The 21,113-nt window shown below is 58.5% G+C and carries 19 protein-coding genes; 18 read left to right on the top strand and 1 reads right to left on the bottom strand.

Annotated features, from left to right (window positions below):
• The 7 genes from ptsP to G5154_RS10075 all read left to right on the top strand — a co-directional run bounded on the left by ptsP (position 1) and on the right by G5154_RS10075 (position 7,058).
• Positions 1-2,280, top strand: coding sequence for a phosphoenolpyruvate--protein phosphotransferase (gene ptsP / locus G5154_RS10045; protein WP_421250759.1), 2,280 nt, complete (start codon positions 1-3; stop codon positions 2,278-2,280).
• A 67-nt stretch (positions 2,281-2,347) separates the two neighbouring features.
• Positions 2,348-3,172: a prolipoprotein diacylglyceryl transferase gene (lgt, locus tag G5154_RS10050; RefSeq protein ID WP_031227775.1), complete on the top strand. Its 825-nt coding sequence runs from the start codon at positions 2,348-2,350 to the stop codon at positions 3,170-3,172.
• Positions 3,172-3,966, top strand: a complete 795-nt coding sequence (gene thyA, locus G5154_RS10055; protein WP_421250760.1) for a thymidylate synthase — start codon at positions 3,172-3,174, stop codon at positions 3,964-3,966. Before lgt ends, thyA begins: the two co-directional genes overlap by 1 nt.
• 224 nt (positions 3,967-4,190) lie before the next feature.
• Entirely contained in the window at positions 4,191-5,381 is a 1,191-nt protein-coding gene (gene nhaA / locus G5154_RS10060; RefSeq protein WP_157161451.1) for a Na+/H+ antiporter NhaA, read from the top strand.
• Positions 5,378-5,785 carry a hypothetical protein gene (locus G5154_RS10065; RefSeq protein ID WP_005348920.1) on the top strand — a complete coding sequence of 136 codons (408 nt, stop codon included), beginning with the start codon at positions 5,378-5,380 and terminating at the stop codon, positions 5,783-5,785. Before nhaA ends, G5154_RS10065 begins: the two co-directional genes overlap by 4 nt.
• Positions 5,772-6,704 carry a transcriptional activator NhaR gene (gene nhaR / locus G5154_RS10070; RefSeq protein WP_005340434.1) on the top strand — a complete coding sequence of 311 codons (933 nt, stop codon included), beginning with the start codon at positions 5,772-5,774 and terminating at the stop codon, positions 6,702-6,704. Before G5154_RS10065 ends, nhaR begins: the two co-directional genes overlap by 14 nt.
• A gap of 51 nt (positions 6,705-6,755) precedes the next feature.
• On the top strand, positions 6,756-7,058 hold the full coding sequence (locus G5154_RS10075; RefSeq protein WP_005341367.1) for an ArsR/SmtB family transcription factor: 303 nt from the start codon (positions 6,756-6,758) through the stop codon (positions 7,056-7,058).
• Between the two features lie 49 nt (positions 7,059-7,107).
• On the opposite strand, the gene rpsT is transcribed toward G5154_RS10075, so the two are convergent.
• A complete protein-coding gene (rpsT, locus tag G5154_RS10080; protein WP_005308808.1) occupies positions 7,108-7,371 on the bottom strand; it encodes a 30S ribosomal protein S20 in 264 nt (87 codons plus the stop codon).
• Positions 7,372-7,562: 191 nt separating this feature from the next.
• On the opposite strand from rpsT, the gene murJ reads away from it, so the two are divergent.
• The 11 genes from murJ to G5154_RS10135 all read left to right on the top strand — a co-directional run bounded on the left by murJ (position 7,563) and on the right by G5154_RS10135 (position 21,109).
• Positions 7,563-9,125: a murein biosynthesis integral membrane protein MurJ gene (murJ, locus tag G5154_RS10085; protein WP_337073211.1), complete on the top strand. Its 1,563-nt coding sequence runs from the start codon at positions 7,563-7,565 to the stop codon at positions 9,123-9,125.
• A 154-nt stretch (positions 9,126-9,279) separates the two neighbouring features.
• A complete protein-coding gene (gene ribF / locus G5154_RS10090; protein ID WP_111901026.1) occupies positions 9,280-10,254 on the top strand; it encodes a bifunctional riboflavin kinase/FAD synthetase in 975 nt (324 codons plus the stop codon).
• On the top strand, positions 10,254-13,115 hold the full coding sequence (ileS, locus tag G5154_RS10095; RefSeq protein WP_421260209.1) for an isoleucine--tRNA ligase: 2,862 nt from the start codon (positions 10,254-10,256) through the stop codon (positions 13,113-13,115). The genes ribF and ileS overlap by 1 nt, the downstream gene beginning before the upstream one ends.
• The gene (gene lspA, locus G5154_RS10100) at positions 13,115-13,612 is read left to right on the top strand and encodes a signal peptidase II (RefSeq protein ID WP_421263928.1); all 498 of its coding nucleotides are present in this window, start codon (positions 13,115-13,117) and stop codon (positions 13,610-13,612) included. Before ileS ends, lspA begins: the two co-directional genes overlap by 1 nt.
• Complete coding sequence (gene fkpB / locus G5154_RS10105) at positions 13,609-14,061, top strand: FKBP-type peptidyl-prolyl cis-trans isomerase (protein WP_005341354.1); 453 nt, start codon at positions 13,609-13,611, stop codon at positions 14,059-14,061. The genes lspA and fkpB overlap by 4 nt, the downstream gene beginning before the upstream one ends.
• Positions 14,061-14,996 (top strand): 4-hydroxy-3-methylbut-2-enyl diphosphate reductase, encoded by a 936-nt coding sequence (ispH, locus tag G5154_RS10110; RefSeq protein WP_421250763.1) that lies wholly within the window; start codon positions 14,061-14,063, stop codon positions 14,994-14,996. Before fkpB ends, ispH begins: the two co-directional genes overlap by 1 nt.
• Positions 14,997-15,246: 250 nt before the next feature.
• Entirely contained in the window at positions 15,247-15,750 is a 504-nt protein-coding gene (gene tppE / locus G5154_RS10115) for a type IVa pilus pseudopilin TppE (RefSeq protein WP_216980084.1), read from the top strand.
• Positions 15,747-16,160, top strand: coding sequence for a type IV pilus modification protein PilV (pilV, locus tag G5154_RS10120; RefSeq protein ID WP_216980085.1), 414 nt, complete (start codon positions 15,747-15,749; stop codon positions 16,158-16,160). The genes tppE and pilV overlap by 4 nt, the downstream gene beginning before the upstream one ends.
• Positions 16,157-17,257: a PilW family protein gene (locus tag G5154_RS10125; RefSeq protein WP_216980086.1), complete on the top strand. Its 1,101-nt coding sequence runs from the start codon at positions 16,157-16,159 to the stop codon at positions 17,255-17,257. The genes pilV and G5154_RS10125 overlap by 4 nt, the downstream gene beginning before the upstream one ends.
• 11 nt (positions 17,258-17,268) lie before the next feature.
• The gene (locus tag G5154_RS10130) at positions 17,269-17,745 is read left to right on the top strand and encodes a pilus assembly PilX family protein (RefSeq protein WP_123173790.1); all 477 of its coding nucleotides are present in this window, start codon (positions 17,269-17,271) and stop codon (positions 17,743-17,745) included.
• Between the two features lie 10 nt (positions 17,746-17,755).
• On the top strand, positions 17,756-21,109 hold the full coding sequence (locus tag G5154_RS10135) for a pilus assembly protein (RefSeq protein ID WP_421250764.1): 3,354 nt from the start codon (positions 17,756-17,758) through the stop codon (positions 21,107-21,109).
• Positions 21,110-21,113 lie beyond the last annotated feature (4 nt).

The raw sequence follows: 21,113 nt of genomic DNA on the forward strand, positions 1-21,113 counted from the left end.
TTGTTAACGGAACTGAGACGTATCGTCGAGAGCATGGCCGAGGCCAATACCCTCGAGCAGGCCTTGCAAGCATTGGTGAGCCAGACCCGGCACGCCATGGCAGTGGACTGCTGCTCCGTCTATGTCTCGGAACCCGAGGTGCGCCGCTATCGCTTGGCGGCTACCGACGGCTTAGCCCCGTCCGCGGTCGGCAAGGTCACTCTGCCCTACGAGCAGGGCATCGTCGGTCTGGTGGGTCAGCGGGAAGAGTTGATCAACCTGGCTGATGCTCCCGCGCATCCCAGTTTCAAATTCCTGCCCGATGTTGCCGAAGAGGCGTTCCGCTCCTTCCTTGGTGCCCCCATCATGCATCAGCGTCAGGTGGTCGGCATTCTGGTCGTGCAGCAGAAGGAGAGCCGCCGCTTCGATGAGGGGGAAGAGTCCTTCATGGTCACCCTGGCGGCCCAGCTGGCTGCGCGGATCGCCCAGGCGCAGGCCAAGGGGTGGCTGCAGAAGACCGACTGGAGCAAGCCGTTACGCGGTATTGCCGGTGCCAGCGGCATCGCCATGGCCAAGGCCTGGGTGTGGCGGCCCCGCAAGGCGCTCTCGTCCATTACCCCGCGCAAGGATGAAGACCATGCCAGCCAGCTGGCGCGGCTGGAGCTGGCGGTTGAGGAGGTGCGGCACGACTTGGAGAGTCTGGCGCTGCGTTTTCGTGAGAGCTACAGCCAGGATTCGGTGGCGATCTTCGACATCTACCTCCATCTGCTGAACGATCCTGGCTACATCAAGCCCATTCGCAACAAGGTGAGCAAGGAGCACTGGACTGCGGTATCTGCGGTCAAGCTCATCAGCGATCGCTTGATCGAGCAGTTCAAGGGGATGAAGGATCCCTACCTGCAAGAGCGCTCCACCGATGTGAAAGATATCGCCCAGCGGCTGATCAGCCGACTGGTGCAGAACGAGCCGGAGCATATCTCGATCGGTGAGCCTGTGGTGCTGGTCGCCGACGAGGTGACGGCCACCATTCTGGCGGAAGTGCCCCGCGAGTATCTGACCGGGGTGGTCTCGCTCAAGGGGGGGACCAACTCCCACGCTGCCATTCTGGCCCGTGCCATGGGTGTTGCCGCCATCATGGGGGTCGATCTGCCCCTTGGTGACATTGGTGGTCGCATGCTGGTGGTCGATGGCTATAGCGGTGATCTCTTCATCGAGCCCAATCAGCTGATCCTGACCGAGTATCGTCAGCTGCTGAGCGAAGAGCGGGCGCTCGATACCCTGGTGCGCAGCGTCGACAACCTGCCATCCGAAACCGCCGATGGCACCAAGGTCTCCCTACTGCTCAACGCAGGTCTCAGTGCCGATACCGAGATCTCCCTCAACCAGCTGGCGGACGGGGTGGGTCTCTATCGCACCGAGATCCCCTTTATGCTGCAGGAGAGCTTCCCCTCCGAGTGGGAACAGACTGCCCGTTATCGCGGCATTCTGGAGACCTACCGCAACCGGCCGGTCTGCATGCGGACGCTGGATGTGGGCGGCGACAAGCCGTTACCCTATTTCCCCATCGTCGAGGAAAACCCCTTCCTTGGCTGGCGGGGGATCCGGATCACCCTGGATCACCCCGAACTGTTTCTGGTGCAGCTCAAGGCGATGCTGCGGGCCAGCGAAGGACTCGACAATCTGGCCATCATGCTGCCGATGATCAGCAGCGTTAGCGAAATCAAAGCCTCCCGTCGTCTGCTGGATCAGGCGTGGCGGGAGGTGTCGGAAGAGGCGGCGAGCCGCGATGCAGTGATCCGCTACCCCAGTCTCGGGGTGATGATCGAGGTGCCCTCAGCCCTCTTTATCTTGCCGGAGATGGCGCCGCTCGTCGACTTCTGGTCGGTGGGCAGCAATGACCTGACCCAGTACCTGCTGGCAGTGGATCGCAACAACTCTAGGGTTGCCAACATTTACGACGCCTTCCATCCTGCGGTGATCCGTGCCCTGCAACAGCTGGTTGATGCTTCCCACCGCTACCAGAAGCCGGTGTCGGTGTGTGGCGAACTGGCCGGTGATCCGGTCGGTGTATTGCTGCTGCTGGCCATGGGCTATCGCCGCTTCAGTATGAACACCCACAACATCGCCCGGATCAAGTACGTGCTGCGTCAATCCACCCTGAGCGAGTTGACCGAACTGATGGCCGATGGCCTCAAACATGACAACCCCCACGTACTGCGCGGCCTGTTTGCCCGCTATCTGGAGGAACATGGTTTGGGCGGTTTGCTACGAGCCGGTCATAAATCGAAACAGAGTGATTGATAATCATGCCTTGTCCCTGCTGACGAATGATCGGAAAATGCGGCTTTTATTTTGACTGGGGCCGCATATGCAGCACGATGGATATTGGGTTTTCTCGCAGATTGATCCCGTAGCATTCAGTTTGGGACCACTATCGGTACGCTGGTATGGTCTCATGTACCTGTTCGGTTTTGCGTTTGCCATGTGGCTTGCCGGCCGTCGCGCCGATGCACCGAACAGCGGCTGGACCCGCAACGAGGTGTCGGATCTGCTGTTTTACGGTTTCCTCGGGGTAATCCTCGGTGGCCGTGTCGGTTACGTGCTGTTCTACAACTTCGATCTCTTCCTTGCGGATCCCACCTATCTGTTCAAGATCTGGACCGGCGGCATGTCGTTCCACGGTGGGCTGATCGGGGTGATCACTGCGATGATCTGGTTTGCCCACAAAACTAAGCGCCACTTCTTCACCGTGGCCGACTTTGTGGCACCACTCATTCCGTTCGGTCTCGGCGTTGGCCGGATCGGCAACTTCCTCAACGGCGAGCTGTGGGGCCGGGTCACCGATGTGCCTTGGGCCATCATCTTCCCGGAGGCCGGCCCCGAGCCGCGTCATCCCTCCCAGCTCTACCAGTTCGCACTGGAAGGGGTGGTGCTGTTCATCATCCTCAACCTGTTCTGGCGCAAGAACCCACCGCGCGGCGCCATCTCCGGCATGTTCCTGCTGTTCTACGGCCTGTTCCGCTTCCTGGTGGAGTTTGTGCGCCAGCCGGACAGCCAGCTCGGTCTCTACTTCCAGGAGATCAGCATGGGCCAGATCCTCTCCACCCCGATGATTATCGCCGGTGCCCTGATGATTTGGGCCGCCTACAAGCGTCCGCAGTTGTTCGGTAATGCCGTGAAGGAGGCGAAATAATGCGAGCTTATCTCGACCTGATGCAGAAAATCCTCGATGAGGGGACCGTCAAGTCTGACCGTACCGGCACCGGTACTATCTCCCTGTTCGGCCATCAGATGCGCTTCAATCTGGCGGAGGGGTTCCCGCTGGTGACCACCAAGAAGTGCCACCTGCGCTCCATCATTCACGAGCTGCTCTGGTTCCTCAATGGCGATACCAATACCGCCTATCTGAAGGAAAACGGCGTCAGCATCTGGGATGAGTGGGCCGACGAAAATGGCGATTTGGGGCCGGTTTACGGTGCTCAGTGGCGCTCCTGGCCTGCGGCCGACGGCTCTGTCATCGACCAGATCCAGAAGGCGGTGGATGACATCAAGCACAACCCGGATTCGCGCCGTATCATCGTATCCGCCTGGAACGTGGGCGAACTGGACAAGATGGCGCTGGCTCCCTGCCACGCCTTCTTCCAGTTCTATGTGGCGGACGGCAAGCTCTCCTGCCAGCTCTATCAGCGCAGTTGTGATGTGTTCCTCGGCTTGCCGTTCAACATTGCCAGCTACGCCCTGCTGACCCATATGATGGCCCAGCAGTGCAATCTGGAAGTGGGTGACTTCGTCTGGACTGGCGGTGATGTGCACCTCTACTCCAACCACATGGAGCAGACTGCGCTGCAGCTATCCCGCGAGCCGCGCCCGCTGCCGACCCTGGTGATCAAGCGCAAACCTGACTCCATCTTCGATTACAAGTTCGAGGATTTCGAGATCGAGGGTTATGACCCCCATCCCGGCATCAAGGCGCCCGTCGCCATCTGACAGAAAGGCGCCATGAGGCGCCTTTTTTTATATATAAAAACATTTAAAAATCTCATTATTGGCTAACTTAGTTGTGAATATGACGCAGGCAAAAACCTGTTATAGGTAGGCCAGTTCTATTTTGCTTTCGATTTTTCCGATGTTTTTGGCTGCAAGAAACGATTTTCCATTGGTTGTTGCAGGCTATAGACTTAAATTCAAGTAATTTTGTGGAAAAATTAACCATGAGTGACGTAATCAAAAAGTTCCTGAAGCTGGAGGCCGCCTCCGGAATTATTCTGATCATGGCTGCCATGCTGGCAATGATTTTAGCCAATACCGCGCTGGCTGGCGGGTATCAGGCGTTTCTCGACACGCCGGTGCAGGTGCGCATCGCGGCCCTCGACATCAACAAGCCGCTGCTGCTCTGGATCAACGATGGCTTCATGGCGATCTTCTTCCTGCTGGTTGGTCTGGAAGTGAAGCGTGAAATGCTGGAGGGGGCGCTCTCGACCCGGGTTCAGGCGACCTTCCCGGCTATTGCGGCGGTTGGCGGCATGCTGGCTCCGGCCTTGATCTACGCCTTTTTCAACTATTCGGATGAAGTGGCGCGTGCTGGCTGGGCAATTCCGGCTGCGACCGATATCGCCTTTGCCCTCGGGGTGATGGCGCTGCTCGGCAAGCGGGTGCCGGTGAGCCTCAAGGTATTCCTGTTGGCGCTGGCTATCATGGATGACCTCGGCGTCATCATTATCATCGCGCTCTTCTATACCCAGCAGTTGTCGCTGGAGGCGCTGGCCGTCGGTATTCTGGCAACCCTCACCCTGCTTTGGATGAATCGCCGTGGTGAGGATCGGATCAGCCTCTACATGCTGGTCGGTCTGGTGCTCTGGGTGGCGGTGCTCAAGTCTGGTGTCCATGCGACGTTGGCCGGTGTGGTGGTGGGCTTTATGGTTCCGCTTAACGGCAAGCGTTACGCCTCGCCGCTCAAGTATCTGGAGCATCAACTGCACCCCTGGAGTGCCTATCTGATCCTGCCGTTGTTTGCCTTTGCCAACGCAGGGGTATCGCTGGAGGGGATTGGTCTCTCCTCCCTGCTGAGTCCGGTACCCATGGGGATCATGCTGGGGCTGTTTATCGGCAAGCCGCTCGGGGTGTTCACCATCAGCTGGCTGTCGGTCAAGCTGGGCATCGCCCAGTTGCCGCCCGGGGTCAACTTCAAGCAGATTTTTGCGGTCAGCATCCTCTGTGGCATCGGGTTCACCATGTCGATGTTTATCGCGTCGCTCGCCTTCGAGCACGGTGGGCTGGATTACGGCAGCTACTCTCGCCTCGGGATCCTGGTGGGCTCTACCATGGCGGCGGTAGTCGGCTATCTGGCCTTGCGCATGGCCCTTCCCAAGGGTGAAGGGGAACAGAGTACGGAGGGACTATGAAGCTGCATACAGGGTTGTTGATGCTGTTGTTGAGCCCCGCGGCATGGGCCGGCGGGCTGGAGGATTGCAAGCAGGACGCCACTTCGGCGAACTGCTCTGCCTATCTGAACGGAGTGGTAGACAGCGCCCTGCTGCTGGGGGACAAGCAGGCCAAGGCGCGCTTTGGCGAGACCTTCTCCGAGCGGGCGCTGAGCAGCCGGGCTGGCGAGATGGTCAAACGCTCCAACAAGCGTTATTGCGCTGACCGGATGCCGGACAAAGCACGCCTCAAGGCCAGTCTGATGGAGCAGTTTGGCGCGAACAAGGTTGACTCGGTTAGCGACATGTATGACATTCTGGCGGTTGAACTCAGCTGCTACCGGAGTCCGCGTCAAGCGGGAACCCCATCGGATGTCACACCTTAACTACAACCATCTCTACTATTTCTGGATGACTCAGAAGAAGGGCTCCGTTACCCAGGCAGCGGAAGCCCTTTTTTTGACCCCGCAAACCGTCACCGGTCAGATCAAGCTGCTGGAGCAGCGCCTCGGGGGCAAGCTGCTCAAACGCAAGGGGCGCTCTCTTGAGGCGACTGAGCTGGGCCAGCTGGTGTTTCGTTATGCCGACAAGATGTTCAGCCTCTCCTACGAGATGCTCGATATCGTCAACTACCGCAAGGAGAGCCAGATCCTGTTCGACGTCGGCATCGCCGATGCCCTCTCCAAGCGCCTTGCCAGCCGCGTGCTGCTCTCTGTCATCCCCAATGATGGTTCCATCCATCTGCGCTGTTTTGAATCGACCCACGAACTACTGCTGGAACAGCTGAGCGAGCACAAGCTCGACATGATCCTCTCCGACTGTCCGGTGGACTCCAGCCAGCATGCGGGGCTGCTCTCCAAACGGCTGGGCGGCTGTGGCGTCAGCTTCTTCTGCAAGGCGCCGCTGCCTGAGAAGCCCTTTCCTGCCTGTCTGGAGGAGCGCAAGCTGCTGATCCCCGGTCGCCGTACCGCCATGGGGCGTCAGCTGACCCAGTGGTTCGAGCAGCAGGGTGTCTCCCCCAGCATTCTTGGCGAGTTTGATGATGCCGCCTTGATGAAGGCGTTTGGCTTCTTCAATCAGGGCATCTTCATGGCCCCCACCATCTATCGGGAGGAGATCCTCGAGGGGGAGGGGGTGATGCTGATCGGGGAAACCCAGGATCTGATGGAGGAGTATTACGTCATCTTCGCCGAGCGGATGATCCAGCATCCGGCGGTGAAGCGGGTCTGCGAGAGCGATTTTACCTTTCTCTTTTCCGGCCAGGAGAACTTCTCCGCTATCCAGCCTGCCACCCTGTCGTTTTAAAACGGCGCGTCACCACGTATCATCGGCGATCAGTGGCAGAGGAGAGATGTGATGCAACTTGAAGAGATGGAAGCCAATGCGAGTCGGGCTGTGGCACTGCTCAAGGCGCTAGCCAACGAACGACGGCTGTTTATTCTGTGCCAGTTGCTGGAGCGGGAGCTGTCGGTAGGGGAGCTTAACGAGCGCTTGGGATTGAGTCAGTCGGCCTTGTCACAGCATCTGGCGCTGCTGCGGCGGGATGAGCTGGTGACGACGCGCAAAGAGGCCCAGACGGTCTACTATTCGCTGCGCAGCCATGAGGTGCGTGAAATGATCAGCTTGCTGCATCGACTGTATTGCAGCGCAGATAAATAAAAAACCGGCACTAAGGCCGGTTTTTTCAGCTTTTATCAGCAGTTGCTGATTAAGCCATAGCTTTGATCTGGGCAGACAGGCGGCTCTTGTGACGAGCAGCTTTGTTCTTGTGGATCAGGCCTTTGGTCGCCATACGATCCATGATCGGCTGAGCAACAGCGAAAGCGGCAGTCGCGGCAGCTTTGTCGCCAGAGGCGATAGCAGCGATGACTTTCTTCAGGTAGGTACGGGTCATGGAACGACGGCTGGCGTTGTGCTGACGGCGTTTTTCTGACTGAAGAGCGCGCTTCTTAGCAGATTTGATGTTAGCCAAGGTAAAACTCCTAAAACTGTCTTAGCGAGTGTATTGAAAAGGCCCGGAAATATGCCCTTCCAACCACATAATGTCAAATGATTTGTGCAAATAAACACCGCCTCCCGGTGGTGTGTCAGTAGGGAGACGGTTAAACTGTCGGCCGATTCTAGCAGCATTCTTTTCATTCTGACAGTTCCAGAGGCCTCGTCTTGAGTAAGAAATTGATCAAATCCGGCATGATAGTGTCCGGAATGACGCTGGCATCCCGCGTAATGGGCTTGGTTCGCGATGTGGTCATCGCCAATCTGCTCGGTGCCGGGGTGGCCGCAGACGTCTTCTTCTTTGCCAATCGCATTCCTAACTTTCTGCGTCGCCTGTTCGCCGAAGGTGCCTTCAACCAGGCCTTTGTTCCCGTGATGACGGAGTACAAGAAAAATGGCGATGAGGGGGAAGTGCGTGAATTGTTGGCCGCTGTGGCGGGCACGCTGGGGGGCATAGTGACTGTGGTCACCCTGCTTGGTGTGCTCGGTTCGGGTGTACTGACCGCGCTGTTTGGCTGGGGCTGGTTCTGGGATTGGCTGCATGGCGGCCCTGCAGCCGAGAAGTTCGAGCTCGCCAGTCTGATGCTCAAAATCACCTTCCCCTACCTCTGGTTCATCACCTTTACCGCCATGGCGGGGGCCATCCTCAACACCTTCGGCCGCTTTGCGGTCTCGTCGTTTACGCCGGTGTTTCTCAACATCACCATGATTGCGGCGGCCTGGTGGATTGCACCGCTGATGGACAAACCTGAGATCTCGCTGGCGATTGGTGTCTTTTTGGGCGGTTTGGTGCAGTTTTTGTTCCAGTACCCCTTTTTGCGCCAAATCAACATGCTGGTATGGCCCAAATGGGGATGGCATCACCCCGGGGTGGTGAAGATCCGCACCCTGATGATCCCTGCCCTGTTCGGTGTCTCGGTCAGCCAGATCAACCTGCTGGTCAACACCATGCTGGCTTCGTTCCTGGCGACCGGTGCCATCAGTTACCTCTACTACTCTGATCGCCTGCTGGAGTTCCCCCTCGGTCTGTTTGCAGTGGCCATCAGTACCGTGATCCTGCCTGCGCTGGCGAAGAAGCATGTGGATGCCGATCCGGCGGACTTCTCCCGCACCATGGATTGGGGGGTGCGGATGGTGATGCTGCTCGGCCTGCCCGCCATGATAGGCATTGCGGTGATGCGCGAGCCCATTTTGCGGGTGCTGTTCATGCGCGGCGAGTTCGGCCTGCATGAAGTGAGCATGTCGAGCGCCAGCCTGCTGGCCTCCACTACCGGTCTGCTCTCCCTGATGCTGATCAAGGTGCTGGCGCCCGGTTACTACGCCCGTCAGGACACCAAAACGCCGGTGCGGATCGGGGTGATGTCGATGATTGCGAACATGGTCTGCAACCTCATCTTCATCTACCCGCTCGGTTACGTGGGGTTGGCGCTCTCGACCGCCTGCTCGGGTACTCTGAATGCGGCTTTGCTGTTCAAGGGGTTGTACCAGCAGAGCGTCTATCGTCCCTCCCGCCATACCGGCGTGTTCTGCCTCAAGCTGCTGGTCGCCAGCGTGCTGATGGGGGGCGTGCTCGCCTATCTGTCGCCGGATCTGGCTCAGTGGGGTGCATGGAGCATGGGTAAGGCCAGTTTGCAGCTGACCATGCTGCTGTCGCTGGGGGCTGCGGTCTATGCCGTGGTGTTGCTGCTGCTGGGCATTCGGCCGCGTCACCTTAAATCGGGGCAGCAGTAGCCGTGATCCTGCGGCGCCATGGGGATAGTGCCTCATGGCGCCGCGGGGGGGCGTGATGGGCCCGTATAGTTGAAATCAGGCTATGAGGGCTGACCATGTCTGCTGCCTGATATATAATCCGCCGATTTCCATGGCAGCAACGCACAAGGCACTGATGGAGCTTATTCGCGGCATTCACAATCTCAAGCCCCGTCACCGGGGATGTGTATTAACCATTGGCAACTTTGATGGGGTTCATCAGGGTCACCATGCGGTATTGGCACGTCTCAAGGAGAAAGCGGCCCAGCTGGGATTGCCCGCCTGCGTCATGCTGTTTGAACCGCAGCCGCTGGAGCTGTTTGCCGGCACGGCGGCGCCCGCCCGGCTGAGCCGGTTGCGGGAAAAGTACGAAGCGCTGCAGGGGCTGGATATCGATCGCATGCTCTGCGTGCGCTTCAGCCACCGCTTCGCCGAGCAGGCGGCTTCGACCTTCATCGAGCAGTTGCTGGTGGAGAAGCTCGGGGTGCGCTATCTGGTGGTCGGCGATGATTTTCGCTTCGGCAAGGGGCGGGAAGGGGATTTCCACCTGCTGGAGGAGGCGGGCCATCGCTTCGGTTTCGAGGTGATCAGCACCCAGAGCTTCCAGCTCGAACGGCAGCGGGTCAGCAGCACCCTGGTGCGTGAAGCCCTTAAGGCGGGCCGGATGGCGGAGGTGGAGCTGATGCTTGGCCGCCCCTACACCATCAGCGGCCGGGTGGCCCACGGCGACAAGCTAGGGCGCACCATAGGTTTTCCCACCGCCAATCTGGCCCTCAAGCGTCAGGTGATCCCGGTCGGTGGCGTGTTTGCGGTGGAAGTGATATGTTCCGGCAAGACCTTCCCCGGTGTAGCCAATGTGGGTGTACGGCCGACCTTGAGCGGTACACAAGCCAGATTGGAAGTACATCTATTTGATTTTTCTGGTGATCTATATGGTCAGCAGGTCAAGGTGCTGCTTCGCCACAAGCTGCGCGAAGAGCAGAAGTTTGCCTCTTTCACTGCCTTGAAAGAGCAGATCGAACGAGATGCCCTGGCGGCCCGAGCCTGGTTCGGGCTGCCACAATTCAATTTACCCAGCACTCTTTTAGAAAAGAAGGGAACCCAGGACTGATGAGCGACTATAAACACACCCTGAATCTTCCGGAAACCGAGTTTCCGATGCGTGGCGATCTGGCCAAGCGCGAACCCAACATGCTGAAACGTTGGTACGATCAGGATCTCTACGGCGCTATTCGCCGCGCCAAAGCGGGCAAGCCTTCTTTCATTCTGCATGATGGCCCCCCCTATGCGAACGGCAATATTCACATCGGTCACTCGGTCAACAAGATCCTCAAAGACATCATCATCAAGTCCAAGGGCCTCTCCGGTTTTGATTCCCCCTATGTGCCGGGTTGGGATTGCCACGGTCTGCCTATCGAACTGAAAGTGGAAGGCATGGTCGGCAAGCCGGGCGAGAAGGTTTCCGCTGCCGAATTCCGCGCCGAGTGCCGCAAATACGCCAAGACCCAGATCGAAGCGCAGAAGACCGACTTCATCCGTCTGGGTGTGCTGGGTGACTGGGAACACCCCTACCTGACCATGGATTTTGGCACCGAAGCCAACATCATCCGCTCCATGGCCAAGATCGTTGAAAACGGCCACCTGCACAAAGGCTCCAAGCCGGTGCACTGGTGTACCGATTGCGGCTCCGCGCTGGCTGAAGCCGAGGTGGAGTACTACGACAAGAACTCTCCCTCCATCGATGTGCGCTTCAAGGCCGTCGATGAGGCGACCGTTACCGCCAAGTTTGACTGCGCCGAAGGCCACACCGGCAAGGGCCCGATCTCTGCGGTGATCTGGACCACCACTCCGTGGACCCTGCCAGCCAACCGCGCCATCGCCATGCACGCCGATCTGGATTACGCACTGGTGCAGGTTGAAGGTGAGCACCCCGAGCGTCTGATCCTGGCCGCCGAGCTGGTCAAGGATGTGATGGATCGCGCCGGTATCGAGAAGTTCCACAATCTGGGTTACGCCAAGGGCGCCGCACTCGAGCTGCTGCGCTTCAACCACCCCTTCTACAGCTTCGACGTGCCGGTGGTACTGGGTGACCACGTCACCCTGGATGCCGGTACCGGTGCCGTTCACACCGCACCTGGCCACGGTCAGGAAGACTTCGTGGTCGGTCAGAAGTACGGTCTGGAAGTGGCCAACCCGGTTGGCAGCAACGGTGTTTACCTGCCGGATACCGAACTGTTTGCCGGCCAGCATGTGTTCAAGGCCAATGCCTCCGTGATCGAAGTGCTGACCGAGCGCGGCGCCCTGCTGCACCACAAGGTGTTCAACCACTCCTATCCGCACTGCTGGCGTCACAAGACCCCGATCATCTTCCGTGCCACCCCGCAGTGGTTCATCAGCATGGAGCAGAAGGGTCTGCGCAAGCGCGCGCTGGAAGAGATCGAGCGCATCGAGAAGGACGGCATTGCCCAGCAAGGCCAGAGCGGCTGGGTACCGGCCTGGGGTAAAAACCGCATTCAGGCGATGGTCGAGAACCGTCCTGACTGGTGTATCTCCCGTCAGCGTACCTGGGGTGTGCCCATCTCCCTGTTCGTCCACAAAGAGACTCAGGAACTGCACCCGGAATCCGTGCGCCTGATGCACGAAGTAGCCAAGCGGGTCGAGCAGTCCGGCATTCAGGCATGGTGGGATCTGGACAAGGCGGAGCTGCTGGGTGCCGATGCCGACAACTACGAGAAAGTACCTGATACCCTCGACGTCTGGTTTGACTCCGGTTCTACCCATGCCTCCGTGGTTGATGCCCGTCCCGAGTTCAACGGCAAGCCAGCCGACATGTATCTGGAAGGCTCTGACCAGCACCGCGGCTGGTTCATGTCCTCCCTGATGATCGGCGTGGCCATGAAAGACAAGGCCCCGTACAACCAGGTGCTGACTCACGGTTTCACTGTTGATGGTCAGGGTCGCAAGATGTCCAAATCCATCGGCAACGTGGTCAGCCCGCAGGACGTGATGAACAAGCTGGGTGCCGACATCCTGCGTCTGTGGGTAGCGAGCACTGACTACACCGGCGAGATGACTGTCTCCGACGAGATCCTCAAGCGCTCTGCCGATGCTTATCGTCGTATTCGCAACACTGCCCGCTTCCTGCTGGCCAACCTGAACGGCTTCAATCCGGCGACCGACATGGTGGCGCCTGCCGACATGGTAGTGGTGGATCGTTGGGCTGTCGGTCGTGCCAAAGCGGTACAGGCCGAGATCATGGCAGCGTTCGATGAGTACAACTTCCACGGTGTAACCCAGAAGCTGATGCAGTTCTGCTCCATCGAGATGGGCTCCTTCTATCTGGACGTCATCAAGGATCGCCAGTACACCGCCAAGGCTGACAGCCTGGCCCGTCGCTCCTGCCAGACCGCCCTCTATCACATTGCCGAGGCCATGGTGCGCTGGATGGCGCCGATCATGAGCTTCACCGCTGATGAAATCTGGGCCCTGCTGCCGGGTGAGCGCGGCGAGTTCGTCTTCACCGAAGAGTGGTACGACGGCCTGTTCGGGCTGGAAGCGGGTGAAACCCTCAACGACGAGTTCTGGGCCGAGATCCTCACCGTGCGCGGTGAAGTGAACAAGGCGCTGGAAGTGGCTCGTGGTGAGAAGCGCATCGGCGGCTCCCTGCAGGCCGAGCTGACCCTGTTCGCCAAGCCGGAGCTGGCCGCTCGTCTGAACGCGCTGGCCGATGAGCTGCGCTTCGTGCTGCTCACCTCCAAAGCCAAGGTTGTGGAGGCTGACACTGCGCCGGAAGGCTCTGTGGCGACCGAGCGTGATGACCTGTGGCTGAGCGTGGCCCAGTCTGCCGCCGCCAAGTGCGACCGCTGCTGGCACCATGTAGAAGATGTGGGCACCATCGCGGGTCACGAAGAGATCTGTGGTCGCTGTGTGACCAACGTTGAGGGTGACGGCGAAACTCGTCAATTTGCCTGATGAACATAACTCAACATAAAAGCGGCCTGCGTTGGCTGTGGCTGGCAGTGCTGGCCTTTGTACTGGACCAGGCGAGCAAGCTCGCCGTGGTCAAGTTGCTGCCATTTGGTTACCCGGGGGTGGAGATCACCCCCTTCTTCAATCTGGTTCACGTCTACAACAAGGGGGCCGCATTCAGCTTTCTGGCTGATCAGGGGGGCTGGCAGCGCTGGTTCTTCGCGGTGCTGGCTTTTGCCATCTGTGGATTGCTGATCCACTGGCTACGCAAGCAGTCGGTGACCCAGCGTTGGAGCGGTATCGCCTATTCACTCATCATCGGCGGCGCTCTTGGCAACGTCTTTGATCGACTGGTGTTGGGCCATGTGGTCGATTTTCTCGACTTCTACTGGCAGCGTACGCATTGGCCGGCATTTAATCTAGCCGACAGCTTTATCTTTATCGGGGCCGCCATGATTGTGCTGGACGGGTTCCGTGGTGAGAAAAAGGAGCAGGCATGAGCCAGCAGATCACCGCTAACAGCAGCGTGCTGTTCCACTTCTCCATCAAGCTGGAAGATGGCTCGGTTGCCGACAGCACGGCGCTGCACGGCAAACCTGCCCGCCTGCGGATGGGCGATGGCAGCCTGACCCCCACCTTCGAGCAGTGCCTGCTGGGGCTGAGCGAAGGGGAGAGCAAGAGCTTCACGCTGGCGCCGGAAGAGGCCTTTGGCCTCTCCAACCCCGACAACATCTACCATCTCGACCGTGCCAAGTTTGGCGCCGATGTGGAGCCAAAAGTTGGCACCATCATCCTGTTCGATCAGCCTAACGGTAGCGAGCTGCCGGGCATCATCCGGGCGGTCGCCGGGATGTCGGTGACGGTCGACTTCAACCATCCGCTGGCCGGTCATACCGTCACCTTCGAGGTGGAGATCCTGGGCGTTGATGATGAGGAGAAGGTGCATTAATGGATATTCTGCTGGCTAACCCACGTGGCTTCTGCGCCGGTGTCGATCGCGCCATCAGCATTGTCGAGAGCGCGCTGGAGAAGTTTGGGGCCCCCATCTATGTCCGTCACGAAGTGGTGCATAACCGCTATGTGGTGAACAAGCTGAAAGAGGCGGGCGCTGTCTTCGTCGAGGAGCTGGACGAGGTGCCGGACGACAGCATCGTCATCTTCTCTGCTCACGGCGTGGCCAAGACAGTGCGCGAGATGGCCAAGTCCCGCTCCCTCAAGGTATTCGATGCCACCTGTCCGCTGGTGACCAAGGTGCACATGGAGGTTCATCGCGCCAGCCGCAAGGGCTCCGAGGCTGTGCTCATCGGCCACGCCGGTCACCCCGAGGTGATCGGGACCATGGGGCAGTACGAGAATCGCGAAGGCGGAATGTATCTGGTAGAAACACCGGAAGATGTGGCCAAGCTCAAGGTAAAGAATCCGGATGACCTCTGCTTCGTCACCCAGACCACCCTGAGCGTGGATGAGACCTCTGACGTCATCGATGCGCTGCGCAAGCACTTCCCCAAGATCCAGGGGCCGCGCAAGGACGATATCTGCTACGCCACCCAAAACCGTCAGGATGCGGTGCGGGAGATGGCGGGGCTGGTGGACGTCATGCTGGTGGTGGGGTCTCGCAACTCTTCCAACTCCAACCGTCTGCGCGAGCTGGCCGAGAAGGTGGGTGCCAGAGCCTATCTTATCGACGATGCGTCGATGATCGAGGCGAGCTGGCTGGAAGGCGTGAAAGCGATCGGCGTCACTGCAGGTGCATCCGCCCCCGAGGTGCTGGTGCAGTCTGTGATTGCACGCCTGCGGGAGTTGGGTGGCAAGGTCGTCGCCGAGCACCCCGGTCGCGAAGAGAACGTGGTGTTTGAGGTACCACCCGAGCTGCGGATCCTCTGATCCCTGTCATCTTGCTAGATGTCGGTTTATTGCCAGAGCCACCTCGTTGAGGTGGCTTTTTTGGTCCCAACGAGTCCTTTTTGCATGTTCGCAACCAGATCGCAGCAAAAATTGATGATGTAGCTCGAACTTTTGCATTGCCGGGATTGAAACCCCAAGTGCCCGGCATAGACTTGCCAGCAAGCCCTTATTCTGGCTTAGCACACATGGAGTGTGTCTGTCCTCCTGGAACAGATCAGAGCGAAACAGGATGTTTTTGCGTTCAGGTTTTAGCCTTATCGAGCTTATGGTGACCATAGCGCTCGTCTCTTTGTTACTCACGTTGGGGGTTCCTTCCTTCAGCGCTTTGTTGCGCACCATTTCTCTCAATACTCAGGCCAACAACTTTGTTGCAGCTATCAACCTTGCCCGCTCGGAAGCCATTCGTCGCAACACGGTAGTGATCCTCTCCGCTGCTGCCGATAACCTGACCCAGCATCACTGGGAGGCCGGTTGGCAGATCTGGGTTGATGGCAACGGCAACGGCATACTGGATAATGGTGAGTTGTTGCGAGACTTTCCCGATATGGGGAGTGGAGTCCTGAGCAGCAATACCTCCCTGCTGCGTTTTAATAGCGAGGGTTTTCTTGATGGTCGTACTCCCTTGGCCCGGGTATTTTCTCTGCGTCCCGATGAGTGCAGAAATGAGGCCTCCCGTGATATCAACATCACAGTCGCTGGTCGCCCCTCCATTACCGAGGCTAGTTGCCCATGATGCGAGAACGGGGTTTGTCACTGCTTGAAATAATGATCTCGGTACTGGTGCTCTCCATCGGTATTCTGGGGATGGCTACTCTGCAACTGCAGGCTCTCAAGAGTAACCAGTCGGCGCTGACGCGTACCGAGGCGACCCAGTATGCATACATGATCAACGATATGATGCGGGCTAATCGCAGCGCGGCTCTGAACGGGCAATACAATATCGACTTGGGCGAAACTGTCTCGGGTAGCTCTATGGCGGTTCAGGATCTGCTGCACTGGAAGCGGGTCGTGGCCGAGCTACCAGGTGGCGATGGCGCCGTATCGGTCAGTGCCGGAAGGGCCACCATCACTATTCAGTGGGATAGCAGTCGGCTGTCGACTGATCCAGCGTCGCGCAGCATGATCCTGAGGACGGACCTATGAGCAGGAGCGGTTTGCCGCTACACCAGCACGGGATCGGCTTGGTCGAGGTGATGATCGCCCTGGTGCTCTCGCTGATAACGGTGGGGGTCATGATTCAGGTGTTTCTCGGCAATCACAAAACCTATCTCACTGGCGAGGCCATTGCCCGGGTGCGGGAAGATAGCGGATTTGCCACCAATCTGCTGCAAAAAGAGCTGCGTATGGTGGGCTATCAGGGGTGTCTCAGCAAGCAGGGGGTCAATATCACCAATACCCTCAATAACAGTACGGCACTGCCCTACAACTTCACCACCTTTTTGCGTGGTTACGACAATGTGACGTCCACTTTGCCAGCCGAGCTGTCTGCTCTGTTCAGCGGTTCCGAGCCCAGACCCATGCCGGGTAGCGATATCCTGTTGGTTCAGGGGCCGGTTGGGGTTGGGGTTCCGCTCAGTCGTGATAATCATAACAGTGCCGCCCAGCTGTTTGTGCAGCAGCTATCCAGCAAGGCCGACTATTGTGGTTCCGGCGCACAGGGTTATAGCGATCTGTGCGAGGGAGATATCGTCATGGTCTCCGACTGTCAGAAGGCCAGAATATTTCAGGTCACCAAAGTACAGGGCGTGGCAGGGGGGCGTGAGGTCAATATCGTCCACTCCAATGACAACAAATATACGCCAGGCAATGCCAGCAGTTCCTGGGGGGGGGCCAGCAGCCCACCCGAGGAGCGATTCGGTCTTGGCTCGGTCGTGAACAGGGTGGAAACCCGTCTCTACTATATCGCCCGCCCCTCTGCCAGCAGCCCCTACGCGCTTTATCGCAAGAACGGGGTGGCTGCAGGTATGCCCCTTATCGAAGGGGTTGCCAATATGCAACTTACATTCGGTGAGGATCAGAACCGGGATCGTGCGGCAGATCGCTACGTGAGCGCCGCAGGTAATCCAAACTGGGACAATGTACTGGGGATTGGAGTGCAACTTTTGATGCGCAGCAACCAGGGTAATGTGGTGTCGTCTCCGCAGGCCCTTAGCTTTGCCGGAGCCACCTTCCGGGCGACCGATCGCAACTGGTACTGGGTCGCCGAAACCACAGTTGCGCTGCGCAATCGGCTACCTTGAGGAGCCCAGTCATGATGGATCGACAGCAGGGGATGGCGCTGGTGATCAGCCTGATTTTTCTGGTCATGGTGAGCCTGCTGGGTATGGCCAGCATGCGTGGGGCGCAGTTGCAAGAGAAGATGGCGGGTAACCAGAAAGAGGCACTGCAGGCATTGCAGGCGGCAGAAGCGGGCCTGCGCGCTGCCGAGCGCTATATCGAGGCTGGCAACTCGGGTCCCTATGACAACAGCGCGGGCCTGTATGAATTTATCGACACCGCGGTGGATCCTGCCTCCCCTTCGACCGCCTGGCGTACCTATACCAACAGTGGTCTGGCGGGGCGCGCTCCCGAATACTTTATCGAACGGTTGCCCTATACCCAGGGGGGGAGCGAGGATCTGGCAGTCGATGAGCCCATCAGTGAGCGTCGTCTATATCGTATTACTGCAAGGGGATTTGGTCTCTCTGACGAGAGCCGGGTGCTGTTGCAATCGACCTATAGTCGCTAGGAGGCGGTGTATGGGCAAACTTGGTTTTGGCCTTTCAGTGATGCTCTGCTGTGCTTCGGCACAGGCGGCGCTCGATATTGCCCAGGTTCCCCTCTATCTCGGCACCCGGGCCGATCCCAATATCATGTTTACCCTGGATGATTCGGGCTCGATGCATTTCGAGTTGATGCCGGAGGGGTTGATTGAGAACAGCGCTCGCTACGTCTACCCCAGAGCCGACAATGTCTATGGCAGCGAGGATTATGACAACCGGACCGTGACTTTCACCAGCAATAACGACCGCAATGCCTATACCCGCTCAAGCAACAACAACAAACTCTACTACAACCCGCAGCAGAGCTATCGGCCCTGGGCCAAGGCGGATGGTACCCCGATGGCGAATGCCAGCATCAGCTGTGCACCGCACAACCCCTTCAATACCGCCGCCGGCTGTCGTGATCTGACCAAGAACAACCGCTCCAAGTCCCTGCGTTACTACACCGGATTCTCTTCCACCGATTACAAAGATGACGAGACCTTCTGGCCAGCCGTCTACTTTGCCTACAAAGGCAGTGGTGACGTGAAGAAAGTGAGCAGTTATACCCGGGTCGAGATAAAGTCCGGCAGCACCTATGGCGGGCGGCCCAATCGCAGTGATTGTAAGAGCGCCCCCGTTTGTACTTATGACGAGGAGATCCAGAACTTTGCCAACTGGTATACCTACTACCGCTCCCGGATCCTAGCGGCTCGTGCCGGGGTCGGCCGTGCCTTTGCCAGCCAAGGGCAGGCCCTCCGGGTGGGGTTTGCCACCATCAATGCTAGCGGCAGTGTGATCCGCGGGGTAGCGCCTTTCTCCGGAACCGATCGCAGCGCCTTTTTCAGCGACCTTTACAGCCGCGATATTCCGGCCGCCGGCACGCCGCTGCGCACCAGTCTGAAGGACGTGGGGGAGTACTTCTCCCGCACTGACAAAAACGGCCCCTGGGCGGCCAGTGCCGGCAGCACCTTGCCCCACCTCACCTGCCGGCAGAGCTACAACATCCTGATGACTGATGGCTACTGGAACGGAAATTCTCCCTGGGTCGGCGATCAGGACAAAGATAGCATCGAGAATACGCTGGCCGATGTGGCCTACCAGTACTGGAAGACCGATCTGCGCCCCGATCTCGCCAACAAGGTGCCGACCAGCACGGCGGATCCGGCCAATTGGCAGCATCTGGTCAACTTTACCGTCGGGCTTGGCGTCAACGGTTCCCTCAATCCTGCCAACGGTATCCCGAGCCGTTGGCCCAATCCCCATGATCCGGATGACAAGGAGTACAAGAATGCGACCTACATTCCGGAGTACAAGATTGATGACCTGTGGCACGCGGCACTCAACAGCAAGGGGAGCTTTTTCAGCGCGGCGGATCCGGATACCTTCGCCGCAGCCCTGAGCAGCACCCTGGCCCAGATCGCGGCCCGCAACAGCTCCGCCAGCTCGGTGACTGCCAACGCAACCCGGCTGGACAGCAATACCCACATCTACCAAGCCCGCTATAACAGCGGCGACTGGTCGGGGCAACTGGTCTCGATCCCGCTGAACAGCGATGGCACCCTTGGGGAGATCGCCTGGGATGCAGCTACCTTGATCCCCGAGCCTTCAGCACGCAATATTTTCACCCGGCAAGACGGTGTCGGCATCCCCTTCCGTTGGGATACGCTGAATGTGGCCAACCGGGCTCTATTCAATGTTGCTGGTGACAACCAGGGAGAAAGCCGCGTCGCCTATCTGCGCGGTGAGCGCAGTGGCGAGCAGCGCAATGGCGGTGCGTTTCGCAATCGTAGCGATCTGCTTGGAGACATCATTAATTCAGATCCCGTCTATGTGGGCAAGCGTGATTACGGTTACAGCAGTGCAGCCGGTCTGACCCAGCCAGAGCGGGAGGGTTACCAGGCTTTTCTAGACTCAACGGCGATTACCCGCCGCCCCCCCATGCTCTATGTCGGTGCCAATGACGGTATGCTGCACGGATTTCGAGTCTCCGACGGTGTCGAGCGGCTGGCCTATATCCCGTCCAGCCTGCTGGGCGAGCTGACTCAGTTGACCAGACCGAATTACAGCCATCGCTACTATGTGGATGGGACGCCCAAGGTGGGCGATGCCTATCTGGGCAGTCGCTGGAAGAGCATCTTGCTGGGATCCACTGGTGCCGGTGGCAAGGCGGTATTTGCCATCGATGTGACGGCCCCGGATAACTTCACCGCAGATAAGATGCTGTGGGAGTTCACCAATAGCGAAATGGGGGTTGCACTGGCGGCACCCACTTTGGTCCGGGTCAAAGCCGACAACAAATGGGTTGCTCTGGTTGCCAATGGTTACAACAGCACCAGCCAGACTGCGAGGCTATTTGTGCTGGATCTGGCAACTGGCGCCATTATCAAGGAGATCGATACCCAGGTGGGGTCGGCCAGCGAGCCCAATGGTTTATCTTCCCCCTTACCGGTAGATCAAGACGGGGACAGGGTTGTCGACTATGTCTATGCCGGTGACCTGCACGGCAATCTGTGGAAATTCGATCTGACCGGCAACAACAGTGCCCAGTGGGGAAGTGCATTGAAAACGGGCAGCAAGCCCACGCCGATGTTTCAGGCCTGTAATGGTAGTTGCAGTGCCAGTACGCGTCAGCCGATTACCATGCGCCCTTTGGCTATTCGTCACCCTAAGGGGGGGGTTATGGTAATGATGGGGACTGGCAGTTATTTTACCAATGATGACAAACTGGTTCTCGCCACGCCGAGGCTGGAAGCGGTGTACGGTATCTGGGATACGGGGGCTACCGTGCTCAGTAGCCAGCTGTTGCAGCAGAGCATCACCCATGAGTTTGTGGCCAACGGCACCACTATCAAGTTCAACGTGAGGGTTGTCTCCAACCGGAATGTCAATTACACCAGCCAAAAGGGTTGGTATCTGCTATTGAAATCGCCAAGCTTGAGCAAGGGGGTAGGGGAACGGGCTGTCTCCGAGATGCTCTATCGGCATAAGCGTTTAATTTTCAACACATTGATTCCGTCAGCGGATGCCTGTGATTTTGGTGGCCGCTCCTGGCTGATGGAGCTGGATCCCATCTCGGGTGCCAGACTAACCTACTCGGTGTTTGACGTTAACGGCGACGGGGCTGTTAACGATGATGATTATGTCGCGATCAAGGATGATGCTGGTAATGACATCAAGGTACCTGTCAGCGGGAAACAGTTTGATGAGCTCACCACGACGCCAAGCGTGGTGGAGGATGCCGAGATGGAGCGAAAATATATCAGCGGCTCCAGTGGTAATATCTCGGTCACGCTGGAAGAGGGGGCAGGCGATCTGGGTGGCCGTCAGTCCTGGTTGCAACTGGAGTAGAGGT

It is taken from the genome of Aeromonas sp. 600527 (assembly GCF_049175415.1).
Classification (GTDB): Bacteria; Pseudomonadota; Gammaproteobacteria; order Enterobacterales; family Aeromonadaceae; genus Aeromonas; species Aeromonas veronii_A.